This is a genomic window from Segatella copri, assembly GCF_019127135.1.
In the GTDB taxonomy this organism is placed as follows: domain Bacteria; phylum Bacteroidota; class Bacteroidia; order Bacteroidales; family Bacteroidaceae; genus Prevotella.
Genome location: NZ_JAHOEA010000014.1, coordinates 1 through 26559, shown reverse-complemented (window position 1 = coordinate 26559; position 26559 = coordinate 1). Strand labels below are relative to the sequence as shown.

The 26559-nt window shown below is 46.0% G+C and carries 25 protein-coding genes and 1 tRNA gene; 6 read left to right on the top strand and 20 right to left on the bottom strand.

What is annotated here, in order from left to right:
- Positions 1-8: 8 nt before the first annotated feature.
- The 3 genes from hisH to KSW37_RS05645 all read right to left on the bottom strand — a co-directional run bounded on the left by hisH (position 9) and on the right by KSW37_RS05645 (position 2676).
- The gene (gene hisH, locus KSW37_RS05655; RefSeq protein ID WP_217313594.1) at positions 9-647 is read right to left on the bottom strand and encodes an imidazole glycerol phosphate synthase subunit HisH; all 639 of its coding nucleotides are present in this window, start codon (positions 645-647) and stop codon (positions 9-11) included.
- A 229-nt stretch (positions 648-876) separates the two neighbouring features.
- Positions 877-1413 (bottom strand): FHA domain-containing protein, encoded by a 537-nt coding sequence (locus tag KSW37_RS05650; RefSeq protein WP_006846465.1) that lies wholly within the window; start codon positions 1411-1413, stop codon positions 877-879.
- 108 nt (positions 1414-1521) lie between these two features.
- A complete protein-coding gene (locus KSW37_RS05645) occupies positions 1522-2676 on the bottom strand; it encodes an SPOR domain-containing protein (RefSeq protein ID WP_217313593.1) in 1155 nt (384 codons plus the stop codon).
- A 106-nt stretch (positions 2677-2782) separates the two neighbouring features.
- Here KSW37_RS05645 and rfbC point away from each other — a divergent pair, with 106 nt between their 5' ends.
- Both rfbC and KSW37_RS05635 read left to right on the top strand, forming a co-directional pair.
- Positions 2783-3337 (top strand): dTDP-4-dehydrorhamnose 3,5-epimerase, encoded by a 555-nt coding sequence (gene rfbC, locus KSW37_RS05640; protein WP_217313592.1) that lies wholly within the window; start codon positions 2783-2785, stop codon positions 3335-3337.
- Between the two features lie 45 nt (positions 3338-3382).
- Entirely contained in the window at positions 3383-4186 is an 804-nt protein-coding gene (locus KSW37_RS05635) for a DUF4738 domain-containing protein (protein ID WP_217313591.1), read from the top strand.
- A 116-nt stretch (positions 4187-4302) separates the two neighbouring features.
- Here the strand turns inward: KSW37_RS05635 and KSW37_RS05630 are convergent, their stop codons facing one another.
- From KSW37_RS05630 to KSW37_RS05610, 5 genes are all read right to left on the bottom strand, one after another.
- Complete coding sequence (locus KSW37_RS05630) at positions 4303-5451, bottom strand: sodium ion-translocating decarboxylase subunit beta (RefSeq protein WP_022121790.1); 1149 nt, start codon at positions 5449-5451, stop codon at positions 4303-4305.
- A gap of 125 nt (positions 5452-5576) precedes the next feature.
- Positions 5577-6065, bottom strand: coding sequence for a biotin/lipoyl-containing protein (locus KSW37_RS05625; protein WP_217313590.1), 489 nt, complete (start codon positions 6063-6065; stop codon positions 5577-5579).
- Positions 6066-6070: 5 nt separating this feature from the next.
- Complete coding sequence (locus tag KSW37_RS05620; protein WP_217313589.1) at positions 6071-7099, bottom strand: OadG family protein; 1029 nt, start codon at positions 7097-7099, stop codon at positions 6071-6073.
- 222 nt (positions 7100-7321) lie between these two features.
- On the bottom strand, positions 7322-9016 hold the full coding sequence (locus KSW37_RS05615; protein ID WP_217313588.1) for a putative transporter: 1695 nt from the start codon (positions 9014-9016) through the stop codon (positions 7322-7324).
- Positions 9017-9258: 242 nt separating this feature from the next.
- Positions 9259-10506 (bottom strand): phosphoglycerate kinase, encoded by a 1248-nt coding sequence (locus KSW37_RS05610; RefSeq protein ID WP_022121786.1) that lies wholly within the window; start codon positions 10504-10506, stop codon positions 9259-9261.
- A 324-nt stretch (positions 10507-10830) separates the two neighbouring features.
- Here KSW37_RS05610 and radA point away from each other — a divergent pair, with 324 nt between their 5' ends.
- The 3 genes from radA (at position 10831) to KSW37_RS05595 (ending at position 14216) form a co-directional block, all read left to right on the top strand.
- Positions 10831-12315 carry a DNA repair protein RadA gene (radA, locus tag KSW37_RS05605; RefSeq protein WP_217313587.1) on the top strand — a complete coding sequence of 495 codons (1485 nt, stop codon included), beginning with the start codon at positions 10831-10833 and terminating at the stop codon, positions 12313-12315.
- A gap of 47 nt (positions 12316-12362) precedes the next feature.
- Positions 12363-13016: a 7-cyano-7-deazaguanine synthase QueC gene (queC, locus tag KSW37_RS05600; RefSeq protein WP_217313586.1), complete on the top strand. Its 654-nt coding sequence runs from the start codon at positions 12363-12365 to the stop codon at positions 13014-13016.
- A gap of 75 nt (positions 13017-13091) precedes the next feature.
- Positions 13092-14216 (top strand): TlpA disulfide reductase family protein, encoded by a 1125-nt coding sequence (locus tag KSW37_RS05595; RefSeq protein WP_217313585.1) that lies wholly within the window; start codon positions 13092-13094, stop codon positions 14214-14216.
- A 79-nt stretch (positions 14217-14295) separates the two neighbouring features.
- On the opposite strand, the gene KSW37_RS05590 is transcribed toward KSW37_RS05595, so the two are convergent.
- The 5 genes from KSW37_RS05590 to KSW37_RS05570 all read right to left on the bottom strand — a co-directional run bounded on the left by KSW37_RS05590 (position 14296) and on the right by KSW37_RS05570 (position 21826).
- Positions 14296-15744 carry an HU family DNA-binding protein gene (locus tag KSW37_RS05590; RefSeq protein ID WP_217313584.1) on the bottom strand — a complete coding sequence of 483 codons (1449 nt, stop codon included), beginning with the start codon at positions 15742-15744 and terminating at the stop codon, positions 14296-14298.
- On the bottom strand, positions 15741-16031 hold the full coding sequence (locus tag KSW37_RS05585; RefSeq protein WP_006846479.1) for an HU family DNA-binding protein: 291 nt from the start codon (positions 16029-16031) through the stop codon (positions 15741-15743). Before KSW37_RS05585 ends, KSW37_RS05590 begins: the two co-directional genes overlap by 4 nt.
- 58 nt (positions 16032-16089) lie before the next feature.
- Positions 16090-17391 (bottom strand): 30S ribosomal protein S12 methylthiotransferase RimO, encoded by a 1302-nt coding sequence (gene rimO, locus KSW37_RS05580; RefSeq protein WP_153092783.1) that lies wholly within the window; start codon positions 17389-17391, stop codon positions 16090-16092.
- A gap of 3 nt (positions 17392-17394) precedes the next feature.
- A complete protein-coding gene (gene ftsY, locus KSW37_RS05575; protein ID WP_217313622.1) occupies positions 17395-18348 on the bottom strand; it encodes a signal recognition particle-docking protein FtsY in 954 nt (317 codons plus the stop codon).
- A gap of 244 nt (positions 18349-18592) precedes the next feature.
- The gene (locus KSW37_RS05570; RefSeq protein WP_217313583.1) at positions 18593-21826 is read right to left on the bottom strand and encodes a S41 family peptidase; all 3234 of its coding nucleotides are present in this window, start codon (positions 21824-21826) and stop codon (positions 18593-18595) included.
- Positions 21827-22067: 241 nt separating this feature from the next.
- Here KSW37_RS05570 and KSW37_RS05565 point away from each other — a divergent pair.
- Positions 22068-22142, top strand: a tRNA-Arg gene (locus KSW37_RS05565).
- A gap of 362 nt (positions 22143-22504) precedes the next feature.
- Here KSW37_RS05565 and KSW37_RS16115 read toward each other — a convergent pair.
- From KSW37_RS16115 to KSW37_RS05530, 7 genes are all read right to left on the bottom strand, one after another.
- The gene (locus KSW37_RS16115; protein WP_262897843.1) at positions 22505-22639 is read right to left on the bottom strand and encodes a hypothetical protein; all 135 of its coding nucleotides are present in this window, start codon (positions 22637-22639) and stop codon (positions 22505-22507) included.
- A gap of 88 nt (positions 22640-22727) precedes the next feature.
- A complete protein-coding gene (locus tag KSW37_RS05555) occupies positions 22728-23408 on the bottom strand; it encodes a DNA alkylation repair protein (RefSeq protein WP_217313582.1) in 681 nt (226 codons plus the stop codon).
- A 77-nt stretch (positions 23409-23485) separates the two neighbouring features.
- Positions 23486-23746, bottom strand: coding sequence for a hypothetical protein (locus tag KSW37_RS05550; RefSeq protein WP_217313581.1), 261 nt, complete (start codon positions 23744-23746; stop codon positions 23486-23488).
- Between the two features lie 43 nt (positions 23747-23789).
- A complete protein-coding gene (locus KSW37_RS05545; protein ID WP_217313580.1) occupies positions 23790-24824 on the bottom strand; it encodes a virulence RhuM family protein in 1035 nt (344 codons plus the stop codon).
- A 133-nt stretch (positions 24825-24957) separates the two neighbouring features.
- On the bottom strand, positions 24958-25320 hold the full coding sequence (locus KSW37_RS05540; protein WP_254368560.1) for a DUF1653 domain-containing protein: 363 nt from the start codon (positions 25318-25320) through the stop codon (positions 24958-24960).
- A gap of 388 nt (positions 25321-25708) precedes the next feature.
- Positions 25709-25804 carry a smalltalk protein gene (locus tag KSW37_RS05535; protein WP_153072405.1) on the bottom strand — a complete coding sequence of 32 codons (96 nt, stop codon included), beginning with the start codon at positions 25802-25804 and terminating at the stop codon, positions 25709-25711.
- A gap of 72 nt (positions 25805-25876) precedes the next feature.
- The coding region (locus KSW37_RS05530; RefSeq protein ID WP_437183421.1) for an HU family DNA-binding protein at positions 25877-26559 on the bottom strand (683 nt) is incomplete at its 5' end.

The window sequence follows — 26559 nt, the reverse complement described above, 5'->3', positions numbered from 1 at the left end:
TTCCTCTTTTATTTTATCTCTAAAAAGTTCTTTAAAATCTGTTCTCCCACCTTTCCGCTCTTTTCCGGATGGAACTGGCAGGTATAGAAATTGTCTTTGTGGAGCGATGCGCTATAAGGAAGAATGTATTCTGCCTTGGCAATGGTCTCCTCGCAGAGTGGCACATAATAACTATGTACGAAATAGAAGTAGGGATGAAGCAGCGCATCAGCGGTAGACTTGTCTGAGTCAGAATCTATTCTGTTTCCGAACCCCTTATAAAGGTCAGTCTTCAAATCATAGATTTCATTCCATCCCATAGCAGGCACCTTGTCTTCGTGTTTCTGAGGCTGGAATCGCTTTACATCTACATCAAAGATTCCTATGCAATCTACGTCACCTTCTTCCGAATGGCGGCACAAGAGTTGCTGTCCTACACAAATGCCCAGGACGGGTTGCTTCAAGTTCTTGATTACTTGATCAAGTTGATGAGCCTTCAGATATTCCATTGCTTCTCTTGCCTGGCCTTGTCCTGGGAAGAGGACGCGGTCTGCCTTCTGGAGCATTTCTGCATCATCTGTAAGTACAGGTTCGATGCCTAAACGCTTCATGGCGTTGACTACGGAATAGATATTTCCGGCATTATATTTTACGATTGCTACATCCATAACCTAACGTAATTCATTTCTATTTCTTATTTTTCGATGCAAAGGTACACATTTTCTTTTAATTTAAAGAAAATAAAAACAAAAAGATTACGAAATATAGTAGATTTCTTTCAGAAAGTTAGGAATATGGCGGGATTTTACGTTTTCGTTAAGTGAAAAAGGAGCAATTAGATGTAAACCAACATCTAATTGCTCCTTTTGAAGTGTTTATTTTGATAATCGAAACTTCTTAGTTTTCTTCTTCACTGTCTGCTGTGCGGAGAATGATTGAAGTTGCTCCGATGGTGAACAGGGTTCCGTCTTCGATAACACGGCGTTCTCTGTCGCCCAGAATTTCATTGTCAACGAAAGTTCCTGTATAACTTGGTCCATCGCGGAGTACATACTTCAACTTGCCTTTCTTGTCGCGACTAACGTTGATTACGCAATGGTTCATGTCAACGCTTGGGTCTACGGTTTCGATAGGGCAGTTGATTCCGCTGTTCTTCATGTAGCGGCCGATGATGTTGTCGCCCAACTGGAGCGGGATGACCTGCTTGTAAGCGAATACGTTCTCGATGACAACGATAGAACCATATCCCTTCTCGTTGGCATTCTCGTCAAGTTTTTCTTCCTTGCGGGTTTCGCGGAGCTTTGAAACTCCCATTCGGATGCCAAACTGCTTATTGCAATTAGGGCAAACGAAAACGAGACTCTGACCAGCCTGATACTTGGTCTCATCGAAGGTGATAAAATTATCGCACTTAGGACAACGTACTCTTTTCATATTCTTGTTCTTACTTTTCTGTCTATATTTTATAATAATGTGTTGTAAAAGCTTCCGATTTTCCTTGCTCTTTGTTCTAGCTATAAACTATAAACTCTTAACTGTCAACTATTCTTTTACTTTCGTAATCCAGCCGTCTGTAAAGGCATCATAGTTATGTAAGCGGTTGAGAGCAGAATAAGCTTCGCCCTCGGTAGAGTAAGTTCCGTATATAACTTTCACATTATTATCCGTAATCAACACTCTGGCTTCCTTGAATCCCTTGTTTTGGAGGAGTTCTGCATAGCTCGCTGCATTGCGCTTGGTAACACGACTTGCCAAAACGATGCTATAGTAAGAAGAAGCTGCTTGTAATTCATTGTCCTGAGCCATGTTGACAGACTTGGCAGGAATGCTTTCTTCTGCTTGAGATTCTGTACTAAGAACCAGTTCTTGAGGTTGCGCAACTTTATTGATCTCCTTAGGCATGATGCGGTTCAACATACCTGTGTCGATTTGGCTCTTCTGAACGGTTGGTGTTCCCAATGGAGAAGAGTAGGTGAAGAATGCAATGAGAGCGATGCAGGCTGCTGCAATATTGCGCAACCAGCTCTTCTTGATGCTGATAAATTCGGCATTTGATTCTTTTTCGTCTTCATCGTTAACGAACACGGAACTGTTGACAGAGAGTCCGCTCTCCATCTTCTGGTTACTATCTTGATTCTTGACTTTGCTTTCTGTACGATTGTTTTCTACTGTCTTTGCTGGCATTTCTATGATTGAAGCAGCAGAATCTTCAGCCTTCTGAGCCTCTTCTGCAGAAATCTGCGCAAGTGGGAGCATGTTTAAGCCACCCAAGCCATACAACTCAGGTGTAAGGATGCCTGCCTCACATGGTTCGAAGGTGTAGTTTCCGTCTTCGTTCAATATGATGGTGCCAATATCGTTCAGTTCAAATTTGCCTGAATTCTCCAGAGTCTGACGCATCTCTGTTACCTCATCAGCAATGCGGTTCAAAGCTTCCGGATAGCTGATGTCGTATGCTTCAACATACGAAAGTGCAAGGAGAGAATCGTTCATCTGGAGTTGCGGATTGAAGCCAATAGTTCTCAGCGGTGGCAAAAACATGCTGTCTCTGCCATCGTAACGCGCATCTACATGATGAGCCATGAAGCCACCAAATCCTGGGACAATCACGCAATCGTTGCTCAAAAGTAGGATCTCTATATGTCTTTCTAGTCTATTCACGTTTGCAAAGGTAGTGATTTTTTCGGAAATGACCAACAGAAAATAGAGAAAATTTTCGATGAAATCATAAAAAGTCTAATTTGTTTTGTCGTTTCGGGAAAAAGTATTACCTTTGTGCCTAAAATAAATAAGGTATTAATCGATGAAATATACAGAGACAGAAATAGAAGGAGTCTGGCTGATAGAACCTCGGGTATTTGATGATGCTCGCGGCTATTTCTTTGAGGCATGGAAGCAGGCTGAATTCGATGCTCACGTTGGAGGGCATGTGGTGTTTGTGCAAGACAATGAATCGATGTCGGCTCGTGGTGTGCTCAGAGGTTTGCATTATCAGAAAGGTGAATTCTCGCAGGCTAAGTTGGTGCGTGTCATCAAGGGCTGCGTGCTGGATGTTGCTGTTGACCTGCGAAAGGGCAGCAAGACTTTCGGTAAATATGTAATGGTAGAATTGAGTGGAGAGAACAAACGTCAGTTTTTCATTCCTCGCGGTTTTGCCCATGGTTTTCTTGTACTGAGCGACGAAGCAATCTTTACTTATAAGGTTGACAACGTTTATGCTCCTGAACATGAAGCCAGCATTCATTGGGATGATCCTACCATCGGGATAGAATGGCCTATTGAAGGAGTAGAGGTACTTACGTCTGAAAAAGACAGAATCAAGGCAAAGTCTTTCGAAGAGGCTGATTATTTCGAGTAGAATTGGTACAGGCTTTTACCGATTAATTTATTTAAAGAACTCATCATGAAAAAGATAGTTAATTTATGGCTGCTCGGCTGTATCTTGGCTTTTGTTGCTTGTGGTCAGAAGACCGAAAAGCAACAGGAGGTAAAGGAAGATGCTGCGGCTAAGAAAATGTTGCAAGGCATTTGGCTGAACGATGACGATGAGGATGATGTAGCGTTTCGCGTTAAGGGCGACACGATTTATTATCCTGATTCTACCAGTCAGCCTGTCTACTTCTACATTGCTGGCGATACGCTTGTAATGAAGGGTGCTAATATGGCAAAATATCCGATTGTAAAACAGGCTGAGCATATTTTCCAGTTTAAAGTGCAGAATGGAGATGTGGTGAAGCTGGTGAAGACGGAAGATAAATCTTATTTGCAGCAGTTCATCCACAATCGTGCTTCTGTGGCGCTGAATCAGAATACGCTGATCAAACGTGATACGGTGGTTGTAAGGGGCGATGAGAAATATCATCTCTACGTACAGGTTAACCCAACAAGTTATAAGGTCTACAAGAGTTCTTATAATGATGATGGTGTTGAGGTAGACAATGTTTATTACGATAATATTGTGAATCTGCATGTCTATCATGGTGCCAACCGTCTGTTCTCTCGTGATTTCTATAAGAAGGATTTCGGTAAGCAGGTTCCTGCTTCGTTCTTGAATCAGGCTATATTGAGCGACATCGTATTCAATAAGATAGATGAAGCTGGTATTCATTATCTTGCTGTGCTGGCAATGCCTGACAGCAGTTTGAGTTATCAGGTTGAGGTTATCATTTCCTTTGAAGGAAAAATGAGCATGCGGGTTAAGAGCTAAAATAGAATAAAAAAGTCGCCCTGAAGGGAAAGCATTGGATGTAAGATGCTTTTGTCCTTTCAGGGCGATTCTTTTTTATGTGCTTATCTTGGAGGGGTAGCTTGATGGCTCAATTTTTAATTGAAGAATCCCAGCAAAGCTCCGGCTGCAACGGCAGAACCAATGACTCCCGCAACGTTTGGTCCCATGGCGTGCATGAGAAGGAAGTTGTGGCGGTCGTATTCCAGACCCAGGTTGTTGGAGATGCGTGCACTCATTGGTACGGCACTCACTCCGGCGTTTCCGATAAGTGGGTTTAGTTTCTTGCCTTTTGGCAAGAAGAGATTCATCAGCTTTACGAATAATATTCCGCTTGCCGATGCGATGATAAATGCAAGAGCACCGAGAGCAAAGATCTTGATGGTATTCAATGTCAGAAACTCTGAAGCCTGGGTAGAGCAGCCTACGGTCAGACCGAGGAGGATGACGACAATGTCATTCAAGCTGCTGCTTGCTGTCTTGGCAAGTCGGGTTGTCTTACCGCTCTCTTTCAGAAGATTTCCGAAGAACAGCATTCCTAGCAATGGCAAACCGGACGGAACGATGAAGGTGGTGAGAAGCAGACCGATGATAGGGAATAGAATCTTTTCGGTCTGTGAAACCTGACGTGCCGGTTTCATCTTGATGACGCGCTCTTTCTTGGTTGTAAGCAGTCGCATCAAAGGTGGCTGGATTACAGGCACCAGTGCCATGTAAGAGTAGGCACAAACCGCAATGGCTCCCATGAGGTTCGGACTCAGTTTGCTGCTCAGGAAGATGGCGGTTGGTCCGTCTGCACCTCCGATAATGGCAATGCCTGCTGCCTGGTTAGGTTCAAACCCAAGAGCCAGGGCAATCATGTAGGCGCCGAAGATTCCAAATTGGGCAGCGGCTCCAATCAGGATGAGTTTCGGATTGGAAATGAGCGCCGAGAAGTCGGTCATGGCTCCAATGCCCAGGAATACGAGTGGCGGGTACCAGCCCTGTTTCACTCCCTGGTAGAAGATGTTCAGAACGGAGTTGTCTTCGTATAAACCTATTTCGAGTCCTGCATCGGCACGGAATGGAATGTTGCCAAGAATGATTCCCAGTCCGATAGGAACCAGGAGCAGCGGCTCAAAATCTTTCTTGATGGCGAGCCAGATAAAGAGTGCTCCCACCAGAATCATGATGAGGTTTCCTGCCGAGGCGTTGGCAAAGCCCGTGAAGGTAAGAAACTCATTGAAGTTTTGTATGATGAAATCCATAATTTACTTTGAACTTTGAAAGTTGAACATTGATTTACTTTGAACTTTGAAAGTTGAACATTGAATTTTATGATTAGTCTTCTTGTTAGAAAGAGTAATCATAGTTGTTCCTACTTTATCGCTTATTAAGCGATTGTCACAAGCGTGTCTCCTTCCATCACAGCGTCGCCCTTATTCACGTTGATGCTGGCAATGGTTCCCGAGGTTTCTGCATCGATGTTGTTCTGCATCTTCATAGCTTCGAGAACGACAACCGTATCGCCTGCGTTCACCTTGTCACCAACTTTTACCTTGATTTCGTTGATTGTGCCAGGCAGAGGAGCTACCACTGGCTTGCCAGAGGCAGCGGCTGCCGCTGTTTTGGTGGTTGGTGCGGAACTTTCGTTTGTTGCAGAACTTGCATTTGTTGCAGCAGAAGAAGAACTGTTGAATTCTTCACTCTTCACTCTTCGCTCTTCACTTAACTTTACTTTCTGCTTGCCAGCCTTAACCGGCTGTTTCATTTCCACTTCGAATGGAATTCCATTTACGGTAACATTGGCGATATTGCCTTCAATATCCTGTATTTCAACGACGTAATCTACGCCTTTAACCTTATATTCGTACTTTGCCATAGTTTTTATATTTTAGCATTGTTATTATTGTTGTTGAATTTCGGAGCATTCCATCTTGTCTGTTTAGGTTTGATGGTGATAATGCCTGATTCTACATCGTGAACATCTTCCAGATATTCCTGTAGTGCAAGGGAGATGACTGCCATGTAAATCTCCTTATCAATACCCTTGGTTTCTAAACCATCCTTCAGAATCACATTGGTCTTATGGCTGAGGTCTTGCGTAACCTCGATGGTCTTCTTTCCTGTCTTATATAATAAGGTGGCGTGTTTCTCTGTAGCACGGGCGATGCGCTGTTTATGTTTCATGTAGGTTCCGAAAGCCCAGAACACGATGAAGAGGAGAGCAAGGCAGGCAAATACGATTCCCATTGAAAGTACGGCGATTCCTATTCCGTACGGGTCGCTTTTCTTCAATTGCTGGGCTTTACTCAAACCGGCGTTTTGTGGCAGATAACCCGGGGTGATGAATCCGGCAATGGCTTTATTCCATGTCTTGAAATCACTGCTCAGTGCATAGCTCTCGTTGGCTGCCAATACAGGCACACTCACGGAGTCTATCAGATCTACGGCGTTTCCATCATAAAGTGCTATCCAGTTGGACTTCTTTTCCTGCAGAATAAGATTGAGATGAAAAGGTCCGGTGTTGGAAGAATCCTTTGCCTTCCAATACTGCCCGTTCCAACCGTCCTTGTACCAGCTACTGCTATCGAAGATGACGATGCTCTTCTTGCCGCCCAGCATGGTTCGGGGTTCATTGTTCGGCAATGGATACATCATTTGCCGACGTACTTCGGGCGACAGGTTCTTGTTGAGAACTCGTCTGTCGGTGGTTAGGAACATACCGCGTACATTATACGTGGTAAAGGAGGAATTGCTCAATTCCACCCATGGTTTGTGCTGCCCGTACTCATCTACAAGATTGGTACGGTTGTCGGTCATCACCTCCGTTATACGGATGCTTTTGGCTCCTTGACTCCAAGCGGGCAAGGAAGTGATGACTAGCATGGTTATCAGAAATCCCAATTTCTTCATACGCTTACTAACGTTTATAGGGTTATTGTTTCATGTTTCGAAAAAACTGCATCATGTAGGAACTGTTGCTGTTCCTAGAAGATTCATTAGGTTTGTTTCTTGTGCTCAAAGGTACGAAGAATTTCTGAAAAGACAACAAAAAAAGTGCACAAATTTTTGTCTTTGTGCACCTCTTTTATAATTTATAACTATTACTAGTCGTTTTGTTAACTTTTGTAAGCCTTACGCTCCGCAGAAGAACAGCACCACAATCTGGGCTGTAAAGATACGGAGGAACATGCTCAAAGGATAAACTGTAGAGTAACCTACAGCTGGAGCCTCCTTAGAGCAAGAAGCATTTGCATAAGCCAATGCAGGAGGGTCTGTGTAAGTACCGGCGAGCATACCCATGATGGTGAAGTAGTTGAACTTAAACTTCAGGCGGGCAATCGTACCGATGATGAAGATAGGAATAACGGTGATGAGGAAACCACATCCCACATATTTCAAACCGTCACCCTGTACTACCGTGTCCCAGAATCCGGCACCAGCCTTGATTCCCACACTCGCCAGGAAGAGTACAAGTCCTATTTCTCGCAGCATCATATTAGCCGAAGTCGTCGTATAAGTTACCAGTTTCATGCGATAGCCGAAACGGCCGATGAGGATGGCGATGATCAGCGGACCTCCGGCAATACCCAACTTCAAAGGCACCGGCATTCCCGGAATGGCAAATGGGAGAGAACCGAAGATAATACCCACCATAATGCCTACGAAGATAGTAGCAATGTTAGGCGCATCGAGGCGCTTTACAGAGTTACCCATGATTTCAGCCACACGGTTCACATTCTCTTCAGGACCTACAACCAGAATCTTATCACCTACGTGGAAGTGGTGGTTTCTGCCTGCAAAAATGTCCATTCCCTGACGGGAAATACGGGTTACGTTAACGCCGTATACGCTGGAGAAGTGCATCTTGCCCAAGGTCTTACCGTTCATTTCTGGACGGGTAACGATGATACGGCGAGAAACAAAGTGCTGTACTTCATCCTTCTCGCGGTCCCATTCAGCCTCAACCTCTGGTCCGATGAAAGCCTTGATGGCTTCAGCATCAGCCTCTGCACATACAACGAGCAATTCATCTCCAACCTCAAATTTAGTCTTGCTGTTAGGAATACTTACCTCGCCATTGTGGAGCAGTCGGGAACATACAATGTCACGGTTCAAGAATTCTGAAACTTCTCTCAGCGTTCTGCCTGTAATGTAAGCATTTTCCACGCGCAAGTGCATGTTGTGGGCCTTAGCGTGTGGGTTTGCAGCATCTTCTTCGTTAAGCTGTTCTTCCTCATCAGCAGTATTAATCTTACAGATGTACTTGATAAGGATAGTAGCACCGATAATGCCTACTACACCAAGAGGATAAGCACAAGCATAACCATTGGCGATACTTGGAGCACCATTAGGGAAGACGCTGAGCAAAGCCTCGTTGGCAGCACCAAGACCCGGAGTATTGGTAACCGCACCATAGAGTGTACCTATCATCATAGGCAGGTTGTTAGGGTTGCTCGTATCAAAGAAGAGATAATAGCAACCAAACATCACGAGGATGTTGAGTAAAATAGCGCTAGCCGAAAGCATGTTGAGCGTAACACCACCTTTCTTGAAACTCTCGAAGAAACCAGGTCCTACCTGGAGACCAATCATGAAGACGAAGAGGATCAATCCGAAGTCTTGCACGAATGTGAGAATTTCCTTTGGACCGGTGAAGCCAACGTGGCCAGCCAAAATACCTGCGAAGAGTACGAAGGTGACGCCTAACGAAATGCCGCCAATCTTTAACTTTCCGAGGTAAACACCAATAGCTATCACGATAGCGTAGAGTAGGGCGATGTGAGCCACCGACTCGGTATTGGTGAAGAGATTAACAATCCAATTCATGTATTCGTTTTAAAATCAGAAAATTATATTCCTGTAGTTTACCAAATCATTTTAGAATTTATGTTTTCTGTTGCTTGTTTTAATTGAGGGATATAGTTCTGTTTATAGAGAGAATCTGTAGATTATTAGGGGATTCAGTTAAAACTGAAAATTGGAGGACATCACATATGATGCCCTCCAACCTATTTTTTCTTGTAAAAAATCAAGCCCATTTTTCAAATGGCTTTCTTTTAAACATAAGATTACTTCTCGATAGCTGCTACACCTGGCAATACCTTACCCTCGATAGCCTCGAGGAGAGCACCACCACCTGTAGAGATGTAAGATACCTGATCAGCCAAACCGAACTTGTTGATACAAGCTACAGAGTCACCACCACCGATGAGTGAGAATGCACCTTCCTTAGTAGCCTCAGCGATTGCGTCAGCAATAGCCTTAGAACCACCTGCGAAGTTGTCGAACTCGAATACACCTGCAGGACCATTCCAGAGAATAGTCTTGGCACCCTTGATGGCAGCTGCGAAAGCCTTGCGAGTCTCAGGACCTGCGTCCATTCCCTCCCATCCGTCAGGGATGTTGTTAGATGGGCAAACCTGAGTATTGCAATCGTTCTTGAAGTCATCACCGCAGATAGAGTCTGTGCCGAGTACGAGGTTTACACCGTTCTCCTTAGCCTTCTTGATTACGTCGAGAGCAACGTCGAGCTTGTCATCCTCGCAGATAGACATACCGATCTTGCCACCGAGAGCCTTAGAGAATGTATAAGTCATACCACCGCAGAGAATCAGGTTGTCAACCTTAGTCAACAGGTTCTCGATGATACCGATCTTAGTAGAAACCTTAGAACCACCCATGATAGCTGTGAATGGGCGCTTGATGTTGCCGAGAACTGCGTCAACAGCCTTAACTTCCTTCTCCATCAGGAAGCCGAGCATCTTGTGATCCTTGTCGAAAGAATCAGCGATGACAGCTGTAGAAGCATGCTTGCGGTGAGCAGTACCGAATGCGTCCATTACATATACGTCAGCGTAAGAAGCCAACTTGGCAGCGAACTTCTTCTGACGCTCCTTCATCTCAGCCTTAGCAGCATCGAATTCTGGAGTACCCTTCTCAACGCCAACTGGCTTGCCTTCCTCTTCTGGGTAGAAGCGGAGGTTCTCGAGCAAGAGAGCCTCACCTGGCTTCAAGGCAGCAGCCTCAGCATCTGCGTTACCGCAGTCCTTAGCGAACTTAACGTCTACGCCGAGAGCGTCTGATACGTTCTTAACAATCTGAGAGAGAGAAAGCTCTGGTTTAACCTTGCCCTTTGGCTTACCCATGTGGCTCATCATGATGAGCGCACCGCCGTCTGCAAGTACCTTCTTCAATGTAGGAAGGGCACCGCGGATACGAGTGTCGTCTGTTACATTACCATTTTCATCCAATGGCACGTTGAAGTCAACGCGCACGATTGCCTTGTGACCGGCAAAGTTAAAATCTTCAATTTTCATTTTACCTAAATTTTATTTAGTTTATGTACTAATTTATTGTTCTAAACCTTTCTGCTGGTTTCAAAAACCGAAGGCAAAGATACAAATTATATTTGAATCAGCAAAATATAGTAGCGGTTTTTATGATTTTTAGTAGATGAAATCGCCTGTTTGCTATATCGGGTTTGCAAAATTCGTGTTTTGTGCTTTCTTCTGCTAGATTTGTTAAACAAAATGGAGAGAAATGAAATATATTCTTAACAAATTACTTTTTTTTTGGATTTCTCGATAATAAATAGTACCTTTGTGCGCAGTTAAAACGTTATTACATATAAATGAGATAAAATGGCGAAAGATAAGATTGCTTTTGTGTGCAGCAATTGCGGACAGGAAAGTGCCAAATGGATGGGCAAATGTCCTAGCTGCGGACAATGGAATACATTTAAGGAGATTCGTATTGCTGCCGATTCCGGATCGCAGGCTGCGAAGAATGCCGGAATGACCATGCGTCATGGTGGGGCTGCCACGATGTTTGGCGGGCAGCACAGCGAGCATGATGCTGCGCCGATGAAGCTTCGCGATATTTCTGCGATTGATGAACCGCGCATCGATATGAGGGACGAGGAACTGAACCGTGTGCTGGGTGGCGGAATGGTTCCCGGCAGCATCACGCTCCTGGGCGGTGAACCGGGAATCGGTAAGAGTACGCTCACCTTGCAGACTATTCTGAACATGACTGACCGCCGCATCCTGTATGTGAGTGGAGAGGAGAGTGCCCATCAAATCAAGCTCCGTGCCGACCGGTTGGCTAAAGGACAGGCGATGCTCAGAGATGGTTCTTCTGCAGACACACTGAAAACGGCTTCTCTTTCATCAGAAGGAGCCTTTGATCATATTACGGTTCTCTGCGAAACACAGTTGGAGAAAATCTTTAGCCATATTCAGGAAGTTGCTCCTCAGCTGATAGTTATAGATTCTATCCAAACCATTGCTACGGAAGAAGTAGACAGTTCGCCAGGTTCTGTTTCCCAAGTTCGCGAGTGTGCAGCCTCCCTGCTCCGTTTTGCCAAGACGAGTGGCATTCCGGTTATTCTGATAGGACATATTAATAAGGAGGGAACGCTTGCCGGACCAAAGATTCTGGAGCACATCGTAGATACGGTGATTCAGTTTGAGGGCGACCAGCATTATATGTACCGCATCTTGAGAAGCATCAAAAACCGATTTGGAAGTACTTCTGAGTTGGGAATCTATGAGATGATGCAAGGTGGACTCCGACAGGTGAGCAATCCTTCAGAGTTGCTTCTTACCGAAGATCATGACGGACTTTCGGGTGTAGCTATCAGCGCAGCCATCGAGGGTGTTCGTCCGTTCCTGGTAGAGACGCAGGCTTTGGTTTCAACAGCAGCCTATGGAACTCCGCAGCGTTCGGCAACGGGTTTTGACCAGCGCCGTTTGAACATGCTTCTGGCGGTTCTAGAGAAACGTGTGGGATTCAAGCTGATGCAGAAAGACGTGTTCCTGAATATTGCCGGAGGATTGAGAGTAACCGATCCAGCCATGGACTTGAGTGTGTTGGCAGCCGTATTGAGCAGTAATGTTGACACGCCTATCGAGCAAGGCTGGTGTATGGCGGGCGAGGTAGGTCTGAGCGGTGAAGTCCGTCCGGTGAGCCGCATCGAGCAGCGTATTGCTGAGGCTGAGAAACTGGGATTCCAGCACATCATCATCCCGAAATACAACAATCATGGTTTCGACCATAAGAAATATAAGATAGAAATTCATCCCGTAAGAAAGGTGGAAGAAGCATTCCGCTGTCTGTTCGGGTAAGGAAATAAGTTCAAAGTTTAAAATTCAAAGTTCAAAGGAAAAATAAAATGAAGGATTCAGTAATCATTGTGAGCGGCGGCATGGATAGCATCACGCTGCTCTACGACAAGAAAGACGAGATTGCACTCGGCATTAGTTTTAACTATGGAAGTAATCATAACGAGCGTGAAATTCCCTTCGCCAAGATGCATTGTGAGCGTTTGGGAATCAAGCATATTACGATAGATTTGGCTTTCATGCATCAGTATTTCAAGAGTTCTCTTCTTGAAGGTGCCGATGCGATTCCTGAAGGTCATTATGCTGCTGATAATATGAAGAGTACGGTGGTTCCTTTCCGTAATGGAATCATGCTGAGCATTGCCATCGGCATTGCTGAGAGTAACAATCTGAAGAAAGTTTTCATTGCTAACCATGGTGGCGACCATACGATTTATCCAGACTGCCGTCCGGAGTTTATCAAGGCGATTGATGAGGCTGCCGAAGCAGGAACGTTCGTCGATGTACGCGTGGTGGCTCCTTATACGAATATTACCAAGGGGCAGATTGCGGAGATTGGCAAGAAGTTGGGTATTGATTATGCTGAAACCTGGAGCTGCTATAAGGGCGGTGAGAAGCATTGTGGCAAATGCGGAACCTGTGTAGAGCGCAGGGAGGCTTTGGCCGAGGCGGGTATTGAGGATACTACTGAGTATGAAGAATAAGGTTGAAGATGAGCCAGGCGTTCTTCGTTCCCTATATATAATAAGGTATAATCAGAATAAATATAATAAAAGAAAATGAAAACAACGATTTTATCTGCGGCGTTGATGCTTGTATCAACTGTTGCGATGGCTCAGAAGAGCAACTTTCAGTTGAAGGTGGATTTGAAGAATTTCAATTCCGATTCTGTACTTGTTTACAAGGGCAGAAATGTTAAGATGGATACGGTTTTGGTGAAGAATGGCAAGTTTACCTATTCTGCAAACCTTGATAAGGCTGCCGGATACGTTTTCCTCTCACCTGAAACTTATCGTGGCGCAGGTCAGTTTATGTTCAATCTGCCTTGTGTTCCTGGCGAGAAGGCTGAAGTTAAGGGCGATGCAAAGACCCGCTTTGATATTTCGGGTTCTAAGTTCTATCAGCAGTATCATGAAGTAGATGTCCTGCTGGAGAATGCAAATAAGGAGTTGAGAGATTATGAAGCTTCTCTGAACCAGAGAATCAAGAATGGTGAGACCCAGCAGACTGTCATGGCTGAATATGAGCAGAAGGCTCCTGCCCTGCAAAAGGCAAAGGACGATAAGATTTTCGATTTCGTAAAACAGCATCCTGATTATGAGGCCTGTGCCACTATCTTCGAGCAGTTTGATGATGTTGCAAAGATGGAGAAACTGCTGGGCTTGCTCTCAGAGAATGTGAAGAACGGCAGAATGAAGGCTTTCTACCAGCCAATGATTGATATGGCTAAGAAGCGTGCTGAGGCTGAGGAGAAGGCTAAGAAGGTGCAGGCTGCCGGTGTTGAGGCTCCTGACTTTACTCTGAAGGATATTAAGGGAAATGATTTCAAGCTTTCCAGCCTTCGCGGTAAGATTGTAGTTCTCGATTTCTGGGGTTCATGGTGCGGATGGTGCATCAAGGGAATGCCTAAGATGAAGGAGTATTACGAGAAGTACAAGGGTAAGTTTGAAATTCTTGGTGTAGATTGTAATGATACAGAGGCTAAGTGGAAGGCTGCTGTTGAGAAGCATCAGTTGCCATGGATTCATGTTTACAATCCAAAGGACAGTAAGGTTCTCAGCGACTATGCTGTTCAGGGTTTCCCTACTAAGATTGTGATTGATGCTAACGGTAAGATTATCAAGACCATCGTTGGTGAGGATCCTGCTTTCTATACTTTGCTTGATGAAGTATTGGGCAAGTAATGTTTTTAACATCAAACAATGTCGCCCTGTAAGTGCAAAATTATATTTGCTCTTACAGGGCGATTTTTTGTTTGTATTTTTATTTCTTTTTCTTCTTCAATTCCAGTTTCGGAATCTTGATTTTCTGTCCGGCCTTTACGGTGCCTGTACCATTCAGGGCTTCAACGTAGCATTCCATGCCGGAACCTAAATAGCGGTTACTGATCTGTTCGAGGGTCTGACCGGCGCCAACAGTAACAGTCTGGGCAACTCCTACGATGCGGTAAGCTCCAGTGCGTACACGTACGTCCTTGTCGTAATGGGATGAAGATTCAGTTTTAGAAGCAACCTTATCTTCTTCCTTTGCTGCTGCTTTTGCTTTAGCTTTTGCCTCATCCTGCTTTGTGTTTTCAGCCTTGTCGCTTGCTTCATCAGATTGTTCCGCCAGTTTGACAGCTTCTGCAGTTTTAGCCATACGTATGCTGTCTTCAATCGCTTTCTGGCGAAGCTTCTGTTCCTGAGAGAGTGGGGCGGCAACTGCGTTAGCTGGGGCTTTCTTGGCAGGAGCCTGATGATACTGGCTTAGCTGCATGGCTAGATGATCACGCTGGGCAGTCATCTGACCATAGTTGAAAGCAAACCATCCCATTCCGCCTATCAAAGCTACTACGATGAGACAGACTGCAACGACCAGATAGCGAGGAATAACAATATGATGAGAATTGGAAGTTTCTTCATCCTCTTCTTCTGTTTCGTTTGTTGCAGGAACTGCAGGTTCAACAGTTGCTTTCAAGGCTTGCTGCTGTTTGGCTAACTCCAGTTTTTCCTGTTCAAGTTTCTCTTGCTTCAGTCTTTCCTGCTCAAGTTTCTCTTGCTTCAGCCTTTCCTGTTCAAGCTTCTCCTGTTCCAGTCTTTCCTGTTCGAGTTTCTCCTGTTCCAGCCTTTCCTGTTCCAGTCTTTCCTGCTCTTGCTTTTCTTTTTCAAGCTTTTCTTTCTGTATTCTTTCCTGCTCCAGTTTGGCTTGTTTTAATTTTTCCAGTTTAGCTTGTTCAAGAGCAATTTGCTTAGACAGCTCGTCTTCCTTTTCCTTCTCCTTCTCAGGCTCGATTACGACAACATCCGGGTTGGGTGTTGCAGCTTCTTCTTCGTCCAGGAAATCAATCACTTCTGAAGGAGCATCTTCTGTCTGTTCTTCTCCAAACTTCTCATCGATTTCATCGAAATCTACACCGTCATTTACCACCACCGTTTCAAATTGGGCGAATGGCTTGTTCACGATTTCTTTCAGAATGTTGTCGGGTGTGAAGGTGAGTTTGTCTCTGCCTTCAATGGTGAAGCGCTCGCCCGTGTTCACATTGATGCTCTCACGGTCTTTTGTGGCTTGTACCTTAAAAGTGCCCAGCCATTTTATCTTCACCTGCTTGTCGGCTTCAAGTCCCTGGTTGCACACATCAAACATCTTCCGGATGAAGAGTTCTGCTTCCACCTGGCTCAGCCCGCTTTTGTCAGCAAGCAGTTTTCCGAGTGTATTTAAACTGAATTTGCTCATTGCTCATCCCCTCCATTCTTTAGTTTTTCCTTGACCGAAGCAACCGGTCGGAAACCCAACACCAACTTAGGCGGCACCAGCTGGCGCTTCTTGGTAGTAGGATTAACCACCACTCGCTCCATGCGCTTCTTCACTTCGAAGGTGCCAAAATTGGGGATAGAGACAGCTTCTCCATCCTCAAACTCGGCAATCATAGCGTCTATCGCCTTGCGCACCAACTTCTGGGTGTCTTCCTGCGAATAGCCGGTTTGCTGAGCCAGTTCTGCGATGTATTCCTTGTTGTTCATATTTTATTTAATATGTAGTCAAAATTTCTAAAACTCCAGGCTATGGGGGAGAGAATGATTATTTCACCACCTTGCCATAGAGGTCAAACTCCTCGCTTGCAGTAATTTCTACCTGGTAGAAACAGCCCACACGCAGACGCTTCTCATCAGCACGTATCAGAACCTCAGGGTCTACTTCAGGAGAGCAGAATTCTGTTCGTCCGATGTAGTAATCGCCTTCCTTGCGGTCGATGATAACGGTCATGATTTTGCCCACTTTATCAGCCTCAATCTCAGAACTGATGTCTTGCTGCAGAATCATCAGTTCGTCCAGTCGGCGCTGCTTTACTTCGGCAGGCACATTGTCTTCGTAGTGGGTGGCGCTGTAGGTTCCTTCTTCCTCTGAGTAGGCAAAGGCGCCCATGCGCTCAAATCTCTGTTCGCGTACGAAGTCGAGGAGTTCGTGGAAATCCTCATCTGTCTCGCCTGGGAATCCTACCATCAGCGTAGTGCGGATGTGAATGCCTGGCACGCGTTCGCGGATAGCCTTCAGCAGATTGATGGTTTCCTGCTTCGTTACGTGGCGATGCATGCTGGTGAGCATGTGGTCGCTGATGTGCTGGAGGGCAATGTCGAGATATTTGCATACGTTTGGCTTCTCGCGCATCACGTCCAGAAGATCCATAGGGAACTGGTTCGGATAAGCGTAATGCAGGCGAATCCATTTCACGCCCGGAATATCAGCCATCTCGCTGATGAGTTCGGTAATATGATGCTTGCCGTCAATATCTACACCATAGTAGGTGAGTTCCTGAGCGATAATCTGAAACTCCTTTACGCCTTCAGCTACCAGTTCGCGCACCTCCTGCAGAATCTCTTCCTTTGGTCGGGAAACGTGCTTGCCGGTGATGATAGGAATGGCGCAGTAGGCACAGTGGCGGTTGCAGCCCTCGGCTATCTTGATGTAGGCATAATGGCGCGGAGTGGTGAGATGACGCTGGCCGTTGCAGGATGAAACTTCCGCCTTGCCGAGTTCCTGCAGAAGCTGTTTGTAGTTGAATTTGCCGTAGAATTTATCCACTTCAGGCATTTCTTCTTCCAGTTCCTTCTGGTAGCGCTGTGAGAGACAGCCCATTACGTAGAGCTTTCTGAGTCGGCCTTCTTCCTTAGCCTGGATAAACTCCAGGATGGTGTCGATGCTTTCCTGCTTCGCATCCTCGATGAAACCGCATGTGTTGATAACGGCAATCTCGCCCTGAGGGCGCTTTGAATCGTGAACACAATGGTAGCCGTTTGCCTCAAACTGCTTCATCAGCAACTCGCTGTCAACGAGGTTCTTCGAGCAGCCCAGGGTTATAATATCTATCTGATTTTTCTTCATTTTCTAATTTTTAAAGAGCGAGTCTACGAATTCTGTCTTGTTGAAGAGCTGCAGATCTTCCATTCCTTCGCCCAGTCCGATGTATTTTACAGGCACCTTGAGCTGGTCGCTGATGCCGATGACAACGCCGCCCTTTGCGGTTCCGTCGAGCTTGGTGATGGCAAGCGAAGAGATGTTGGTTACGGCAGAGAATTGCTTAGCCTGTTCGAATGCATTCTGTCCGGTACTTCCGTCGAGCACGAGCATTACCTCGTCTGGTGCTTCTGGCATTACCTTCTTCATCACTTCCTTTATTTTCTTGAGCTCATTCATCAGGTTCACCTTGTTGTGCAGTCGTCCTGCCGTATCGATGAGCACCACGTCGGCGCCGTTTGCCTTGGCGCTCTGCAGGGTGTCGAAAGCCACGCTTGCCGGGTCGCTTCCCATCTGCTGTTTCACTACAGGCACACCCACGCGCTCGCCCCAGATGCAAATCTGCTCTACGGCAGCAGCACGGAAGGTGTCGGCAGCTCCCAGCATAACCTTCTTGCCAGCTTTTTTAAACTGGTAAGCCAGCTTGCCGATGGTGGTTGTCTTGCCCACGCCGTTTACGCCTACTACGAGGATAACGTAAGGCTTATGGTCGGCAGGGAGATCCCAGTCTGCCAGGTCATCGCTGTGATTCTCAGAGAGAAGATTGGCGATTTCTTCGCGCAGAATGCGGTTGAGTTCGTTGGTTGAAACATATTTATCGCGAGCCACACGTTCTTCGATGCGGCGGATAATCTTGACAGTGGTTTCTACACCTACATCTGAGGTGATGAGTACCTCTTCGAGATCGTCGAGCACATCATCGTCGACGGTAGACTTTCCGGCAACGGCGCGCGCCAGTTTGCCGAATACACTCTCCTTGGTTTTTTCAAGACCCTTATCGAGAGTTTCCTTCTTTTTGTTGCTGAATAATCCGAATAATCCCATAATCTTGTTTTTATTTTCTGCAAAGATACTCATTTTTTTTTATTTTATGGCTTTTTCACTTGCTTTTTCTCCCTTTTCAAGAAAAAAAGTAAAGATTTAGAGGCTTTGATGTTATGATAGAAGGGTTTTTACCGATATTGTGGGGTTAAACAGGTTTAATAAATAAAGTTGTCTGCTACAAAAAACAAATCGCCCTGCAAAGAACAGAAGCGGTTCTGCTTCTGACCCTTGCAGGGCGTTCTGTTTATTTCTTCATCATTTCCCTGACGGCTCTTTCGAGCTGAGTATCATGGCCATTGATGAAATCTTCCGGACTGTTGTAAACCTCGATGTCTGGGTTCAGCTGGGTATTCTCGCCAAACACACCACGCATGTCGCGGCAGCCTACCTGAGGAATACCGAATACCAGCGTGTTGTCCATCAGCGTTTCCCACCATACGGCTGTCATGGTTCCTGCTACAGGAGCACCGATCAGCTTGCCGATTCCGAGTTCCTTGTAAACCCAAGGGAAACCATGACCGTTGCTGTAATCGTTCTCGCAGATCATGACGCATGATGGCTTCACCCATTTGTTGAACGGATCGCGGCCAACTACCTTACCGTGAGGCACAAACTCCTGATACTGCTTGCCGTTGAGCAGGGTGCACAGATCATCGTGCAACCAGCCACCGCCATTATGTCGTTCGTCTACGATTACTGCGTCTCGGTTTCGGTTCTTGTCGCTCAGGAGTTCGCTGTAAACGGTGCGGAAACTCTCCGAATTCATCGCCTTAACGTGAACATAAGCAATGCGTCCGCCCGAAATGCTGTCAACGAAAGCGCGGTTGCGGTCTACCCATCGCTTGTAGAGCAGGTTGTTGAGGTTGCCCTGAGAGATAGCCTTCACCGTAACCTCCATCTTCTTGCCCTTGGCGTTTCTGATGCCGAGTCGTACATTCTTGCCAACCTTTCCGTCGAGCAATGGGAAGTAGTCCATTCCGGCTTTAATCTCCTCGCCGTCGATGCTCTCGATGATGCTGCCGGCTGTTACGCCCGTATTCTTCACATCGAAAGGACCACGTTTGATAATCTCCTGAATCTTCAGACCGTCGCCCTGATACTGAGGGTCGAAGAATACTCCCAGGTTGGCTGTGGTGAGCGCGCTGTTCGAAGCATAGTAACGGGCTCCTGTATGCGAAGCGTTCAGCTCGCCAAGCATTTCGCTCAACATCTCCTGAAAGTCGAAATTGTTGTTGATGTAAGGCAGGAACTTCTCGTAGGTCTTGCGGTAGCCTTCCCAGTCAACACCATGAATCTTAGGGTCGTAGAACTTGTCTTTCACCTGTCGCCATACGTGGTCGAAGAGATACTGGCGCTCCTCGGCTGGCTTATAGTTGAAGTTAGCCTCGAAGCTGATGTTCTTGGTGCTGAATCCGCTCAGATCCACTTTCTTGATGCTGCTTCCGTTGCAGATAAAGAGGTTCTTCACATCCTTGTCGGTCTGCAGGTTGCCCTGGCCTACGCCCTTCATCACGAGCTTGGTAGAGCCGTCCTTCAGGTCGTGCTGCCAGAGATCGTAACCATCCTCGAAGGCTGCCTGGTAGTAGAGCTTGTCGCCGTCTTTAGAGAGAACAGCATCGCCCATGTGCGAAGAGTTTGCGGTGAGGCGTACGATTCTGTCGCGGCAGTTTTCGATGTCAAGTTCCAGTGGCTTTACCTTTTCCACCTCTATCTTTCCGGTCTTCTTCTGCTTTTCGTCAGCTTTCTTTTTAGCCTCTTCCTTCTTTTCGTCTTCCTTCTTTTCCTTTTCGTCCTTGTTGGCGTCAGCCAGTTCTATCTCTTCCTTGCTCATGTTGAAGCGGTTGTAGGCGTCCAGGTCGAAGAACATGATGTAGGCATCGTCTTCTGCTCCCCAGCTTCCATGACTGCGGTAGCCGGCTCTGTCGCTCTGGAAGAGCATTGCCTTGCCGCCGAGCACCCATTTGCCGTTGCTGTCGCTGTAGCCGGAATTGGTCAGGTTGTGAACCTCCTTGCCGTCAGCCTTTACCAGCGCAATATCCTGGTTGTTCCAGCCACCGTTGCCGATATAGGTAGAAAGAAGCCATTTGCTGTCTGGCGACCATTCGAAAGCGATGTCTCCATCGCTGTAAGAGTAGACGTATTTGCCGTCGAGTACGGTGCGTATTTCCATCGATTTCAGATTGACAATGCGGAGTGCTGCACGGTCTTCGAAGAAAGCCACTTCCTTGCCGTCAGGAGAGTATTGAGGATACTGCGATGTAATGCCGGTTTTCACCAGCTGCTCTTCCTCGATGTCGGTAGCGTAGGTGAAGTTCTTTTCTTTCTCGTTCTTGATCTTAGACTGGTAAATCTGCCATACGCCATTTCGCTCGGCTGCATAGACCAGGGCTCTGCCGTCTGGCGAGAAACTCAGGTCGCGTTCCTGCTGCGGTGTGTCGGTAATGCGCTTGGTAGTGGTGTATTCCACAGAAGTAACGTATACATCGCCATGCATCACGAAAGCCACTTCCTTGGCGTCTGGCGAAACGGAAATCTCCGTAGCTCCCCAGCTTTTAATCTGACGTACGAGGCTTGGAGCATCATTATCCGTTGTAATGGAGATGTTCACCTTCTGAGGCTCTCCACCTTCTTTTACGGTATAGATTTCGCCATCATACCCGTAGCAGAGCAGGTCGGCGCTGGATGCGGTGAGGAATCTTACCGGATTGCCTTTGTGATGGGTAATCTGCTTGTCGCTTGAACTGTTGAGGCTGCGGCGGTAGATATTGAATGTGCCGTCCTGTTCGCTCAGATAGAAGAAAGATTTCTCGTCTGATGTCCATACAGGCGAACGGTCTTCGCCGGCAAAGGTAGTCTGCTTGGCAAACTTACCGTTGCTCTTCAGCCAGATGTCGCGTGCGATAGGTGATTTCTGGTGTTTGCGCCAAGGGTCTTCATATCCCTTTTTGTCGTGATAGAGAATGTCGCCGTTCTTGGCGATGCTGATATTCTCCATGGTGAGGGTAGAGAAGAGTTCCGGTCTTCCGCCCTTGGTGCTTACCTTATATATTTGTGGGAATGTATTGTCGCCGAAGATGATGCTCTGGGCTGTAGGCTGCAGACTGGCAGAGTAGAGCACATGGTCGTTGTCTGCAAAGGCGATTGGTGTTTCGCTGCCGCTGTTGGTAGTGAGTCGGGTAGGAGCACCGCCTTTTGCATCGATTACGAAGATGTCGAGACTTCCTTCGCGGTTAGACTGGAAGGCAATTTTCTTGCTGTCAGGGCTCCATACAGGATGTGAATCGAAGGCTGCATGGGTTGTGAGCTGTCGTGCTTCACCGCCGTTGACAGAGACACTGTAGAGGTCGCCTTTATAAGCGAAGGCGATGGTAGTTCCATCGGGCGAGATGGCTGGGTAGCGCATCCAGAGCGGATGGTCTTCTGCGCTGGCAGAGAGTGTTGCCGAGAGCAGGGCTACTGAAAAGATTAACTTTTTCATTTGCGTATGTTTTATGTTTCAATATGCGTTATAAAAATCTCTTCTTCTTTAGGAGCAAGAATGCTGTTTCTTGCTTTGTACGGATGCAAAGGTAGTTATTTTTTGCGATATTTAAGCATAAAAACAGAAAAAAGTGAGAAAAAGTTTGGTGTATTCAAAAAATATATGTACCTTTGCAGCCGCAAATAAGAAAATGGCTATCTGACATTGGTTAGTTAGATTGCTTGCGATTTAAAGTGTTGGTTCCGTAGCTCAGTTGGATTAGAGCAACAGCCTTCTAAGCTGTGGGTCTTGGGTTCGAACCCCAACGGAATCACAAAATAAGCAAAATAAAACTTATTTGTACAAAATAGCGTGGAAGAACAATGGTAGTAAGTTGCTTATTCATAAGAACTTATCTCTGTTGTTCTTTTTTGTTTTTAAATATATTTTATCGTTTATCCCTCTTTCATGTGCTCTTTTTGTAAATAGCTGTTAGTCAATAGGTTATAAATTTGGTGTATAGCGAAATCATCCATGTGTGTTACAAATGTGTTACCAAAATAGTCTAATGTGTTATCAAAAAGAGAGAAGTGAAAATCCTTAATGACCCTTAATGACTTTGACCCTTCATGACCCGCTTTCTCGATAGAAACGAAAACGACCGCTCTCCTCGTATTGGGTGAGCGGTCGATTTATTTATGGCTGAGTCTGCTTATATAATAAGATAGACTCCATGTCCTTTACCATGAGGGTTAGCATCATTCGGAATTCCGTGGTGTGCAGGTCGCTGATTACATCACGGCTGATGATGTTGCCGTTATGCTCAATCACAACGGCAGCACCACCAGCTCGCTCTTTATGGCCATAATCACATGATCCACCTATCCAAAGTAATATGTAGAAGAATCTTGTGTCATAATTATTTTATCTTCAGTGTCCGCAGATAATCCTTCTGCTCGGGCGTGATTCTGTAGCTCTCGATGGCCTTCTGGATGGTCTTGTTGTGCATCCAGGGAGCAAGGCGGCGTTGCTCGATGTAGGGAATCGTTGCGTCCCATTGCTTGGCAAGGGCGGTGGCGAAGAACCAGGCTACCATCATCTTTACGTAATACTCTTCGCTCCTTATTGATGCAGGAATTTCAAGATATTCTGCCTTGAAGTCTTTATCCAGATAATGAGACATAAGAGTCTCTATTCCAAAGCGACAAGTATAAACGTGTGGCGATTTGCACCAAGTCTTAATCTTCGCCAATAGCTCCTTCTTGTGTTTGGCAAACACCTTCGGAGACATAATGTCGCAAACTGCCCAGTTGTCCACGAAAGGTAGGAAACTGTCTGTCAGACGAATGCATTCTTCGTAGTCCTTCACCTCGGAAATGAGGAGTCCGTGAAGCATATTCTCATCGTAGTATTCGTGAGGAAGCTGATGAAGAAAATCTTTGCGTTCTGCCTCCTTTGTAAACTCTTTTGTAAACTTGCGGAGCACAGGCACACGAATGCTTATGAAACTCTCCACAGGCACTCCTGGTGTCAGTTTAGCTTGGAAAGCAGCATACTGCTTATCCTGCATGGCGAACAGTCTTTCTTGAAGTGAAGTCATAGATTCTTCATTTATAATGCAACATAAAATTTATAATACAACATAAAAGGAGTAATTGTTTCTTTATTCTGTAGGTTTCACCACAGCTCTTCGAGAACTTTCTCAATATCCTCGGTTGTGGTTCCTTTGCGGCAAAGGCTCAGCATCTCTTTCAAAGTCTCAGCTTCCGCCACCAGACCATTAATATATTGGTGCATCAGTCTCTTGATCTTACGGACATGGATTAGTCGCTTGAACGCAGTAACGCCCAGGCTCTCCATTGCTTTCACAACAGAGGCATCATCAATATTCACGATGACACCTCCATAATCAAAAACGAGTGTTTCTATCTGTTTCATGCTCATTTTCCTGTTGTTATAATTCTCTTATGACATGCTTCTATTATTCAATATCCAAAGGTAATTGTGGGTCTTCGCCGTCAAACTTGTCGAAATCAGAGCGAAACAGACGGTCCTGTATCACTCTATATTTCTCAAACTCGCTTTCGGCATATTCCTTTGCATACTCGGCAGTAATGTGTCCTGCGTCTTGCAGAATTTCTCTGTCGGTTGCATCGAGGAATTTGTCGATGCGTTTAGCCCAATCCTCCATAGTCATAGGAATATGGCGCTCTGCCATATCCTTTGCCATATCAAGATAGGCATTCACCAATCGTCCAAGGGCTTGCAACTCATTTTCCTTCAGATAGTTCTTGGCTATACTTACGTCGGACTTTATGATTTTTCCATTAGGAGCCTTTGCCCATGTAGTGAGCCCCATGTGCTCTTTTTCTGCATCAGCACGATCCACTATCAGTTCTGCGGCAGTATGTCCATGAACAGCATAATGCATCTTGTTCTGTACCTTCTTGAAGAACTCGCGTGTTGTTGGAGCATCAAGGTTGTAGTCGATGGCTGTGGCGTAGATGTCGGTCAGTTTCTGATAGAAATTGCGTTCCGATAGACGAATCTCTCGAATCTCCTCCAAGAGTTGTTCGAAATAGTCCACGCCGATGAATGAGCCATTCTCCATACGCTTCTTGTCAATTACATAACCACGGATAGCATACTGTCGGAGAACATAAGTGCACCATTGGCGGAACTGAGTGGCTCGGCGGGAGTTGACGCGATAGCCTACTGAAATGATGGCATCAAGATTGTAGAACAAAGTGTTGCGTCGTACCTCTCTCGTTCCTTCCTGTTGAACTACCGAGATTTTCTCGGTAGTTGCATTCTTATCCAATTCCTTAGCATCGTATATGTTCTTCAGATGCAATCCTATGTTGTCAGCAGAGCAGTCAAAAAGCGTTGCCATTGCCTTCTGTGTTGCCCATATTGTTTCTTTTTTATATAGCACTTGAATGCCTTGCTCCTTACCCTCAGCCATGAAGATAAGAAATTCAGCGGTACTATTTCTTATTTCAAATCTCTTTGCCATTTTTCTGCGTATTTTCTCGTCGCTAATATTTTTGCAACACCTTATTACATAATTATTTGTCTATTTCTGTGAAACGATTAAAAGTTCTGCCGTCCCTCGTTACTTTCCCGAAGAACATGTTTCCCGGGCGAACTCAATAGGCTTGGTCTCCATAGAGAGCCTGATAAACCACCATGCGCTCCTGGGTCTCGGAGTCGAAGGCAGAATGGATGAACTTATATTTGCCGCCCTTGAAATGCTGGAAAAATCTTTCTTCCTTTGCTGAAAAATCCATCATCATTTTCTGGGCAAGGAAAGAACCGCAGCTGTTGCCCAGAAGCAAGTCGGGCTGTTCCCGGTCGATGATGAATCGAATCTCCTTCAGTGCCTCCTTGGGGTGCAATGGGAGGTCGGGAGTCAGCACCACCGCCGTCTCCTCAAACGCCTCTTTCAAGGCTCTCGCCATCGGACAACTGCCCGTGGCGAAGAATCCGGGTAGGAATAATATCTTCTTCATGCTCAAATCATTTGATAATGATGCGCCTATAATCTAGGAGGATAAGCCATGCTTTACTCCCATATTAGGCAATATATCTGCAAAAATACAACAAAATATTCAAAAAAGTGATTTTATGGATGGATTTTGTTGGTAGGGCGAACTTGATTTAACCTTATTTTATAAGATAGAGGGATGTTGAAGGATATTTTTGAACCCCGAAATCCTTAATGACCGAAAATGACCGTGACCTTAATGACCGGATTTAAGGAGATTGAAAATGATAATGCCCCTTAATGACCGGATTCCCCGGTAGAACAATAAATCGACCGCTCTCCTCGTATTGAGGTGAGCGGTCGATTTATTTATGGATGAGCCTGCTTATTATAAAAGGTAGACTCCATGTTCTTTATCCCATGCAGCTCGTTACTCCGAGCGTAGTAGCGATAGCGGTCAGAATGCTGATGGCTATCTGCAGAATTGTTTTCCAAGTGTTCGCTTTCATCTTTCTTAGTGTTTAATGATTAATGTTTACTTTATGGCTGCGGCTAGGGGCTAGCACCCTAGCCGCTGGGGGTTAACCCATATTGCCGTCTGAGCCTGATTCAGAGCCTTGACCCTCGCCGCCGGTTTGGTCGGTTTTTGAACCGCCGCCTTCGGTAGTGCCCGAACCGCTAGGGGTAGAACCGCCTGGCGTATTATCAGGAGTAGTTGGCGCGTTGAGGTCAACGTTGGTCTTACCCTCCTTAATCGCCTTGATAACGGCTGCCTGAGCGCTGCGGCTGGCTACGAGGTTGAACTCGGCGTCATCGCGAAGGTTCTTAAACTCCTGACCAGGCTCCCACTGAACCCTTACACCGGTGATGTTCTGCGAAGTGAACTTGTCGGCATCCTCGGCACCCTTCGAGGTGAGAAGGAGAGAGAAATCACCGAGGTCGCCCAGACGGATTTTCTTGCCCTCAAGCAACATCTCACGCATGCAGTCTACGGCGATGTAGAGGATGGCGCTGATGTCGGCTCTCGAATAAACACTACCATGTGAAGTGATGTGCTTGGCAAACTTCTCGATGGTCATGATGTCGGTGTACTGTGAGATGGCGAAAGCATTCTGCTTCTCAGTCTTCACGAGTTCCAGGTCCTTTGGGTCAGGATTCTTACCCTCCTTCTTCGCCTGGTTGATGCGTGACTTAGCCTGGTTGATTTCCAGAAGATTTGCGTTCACGCTACGCATTACGATGCTGTAATTAATCATAGTCGTTT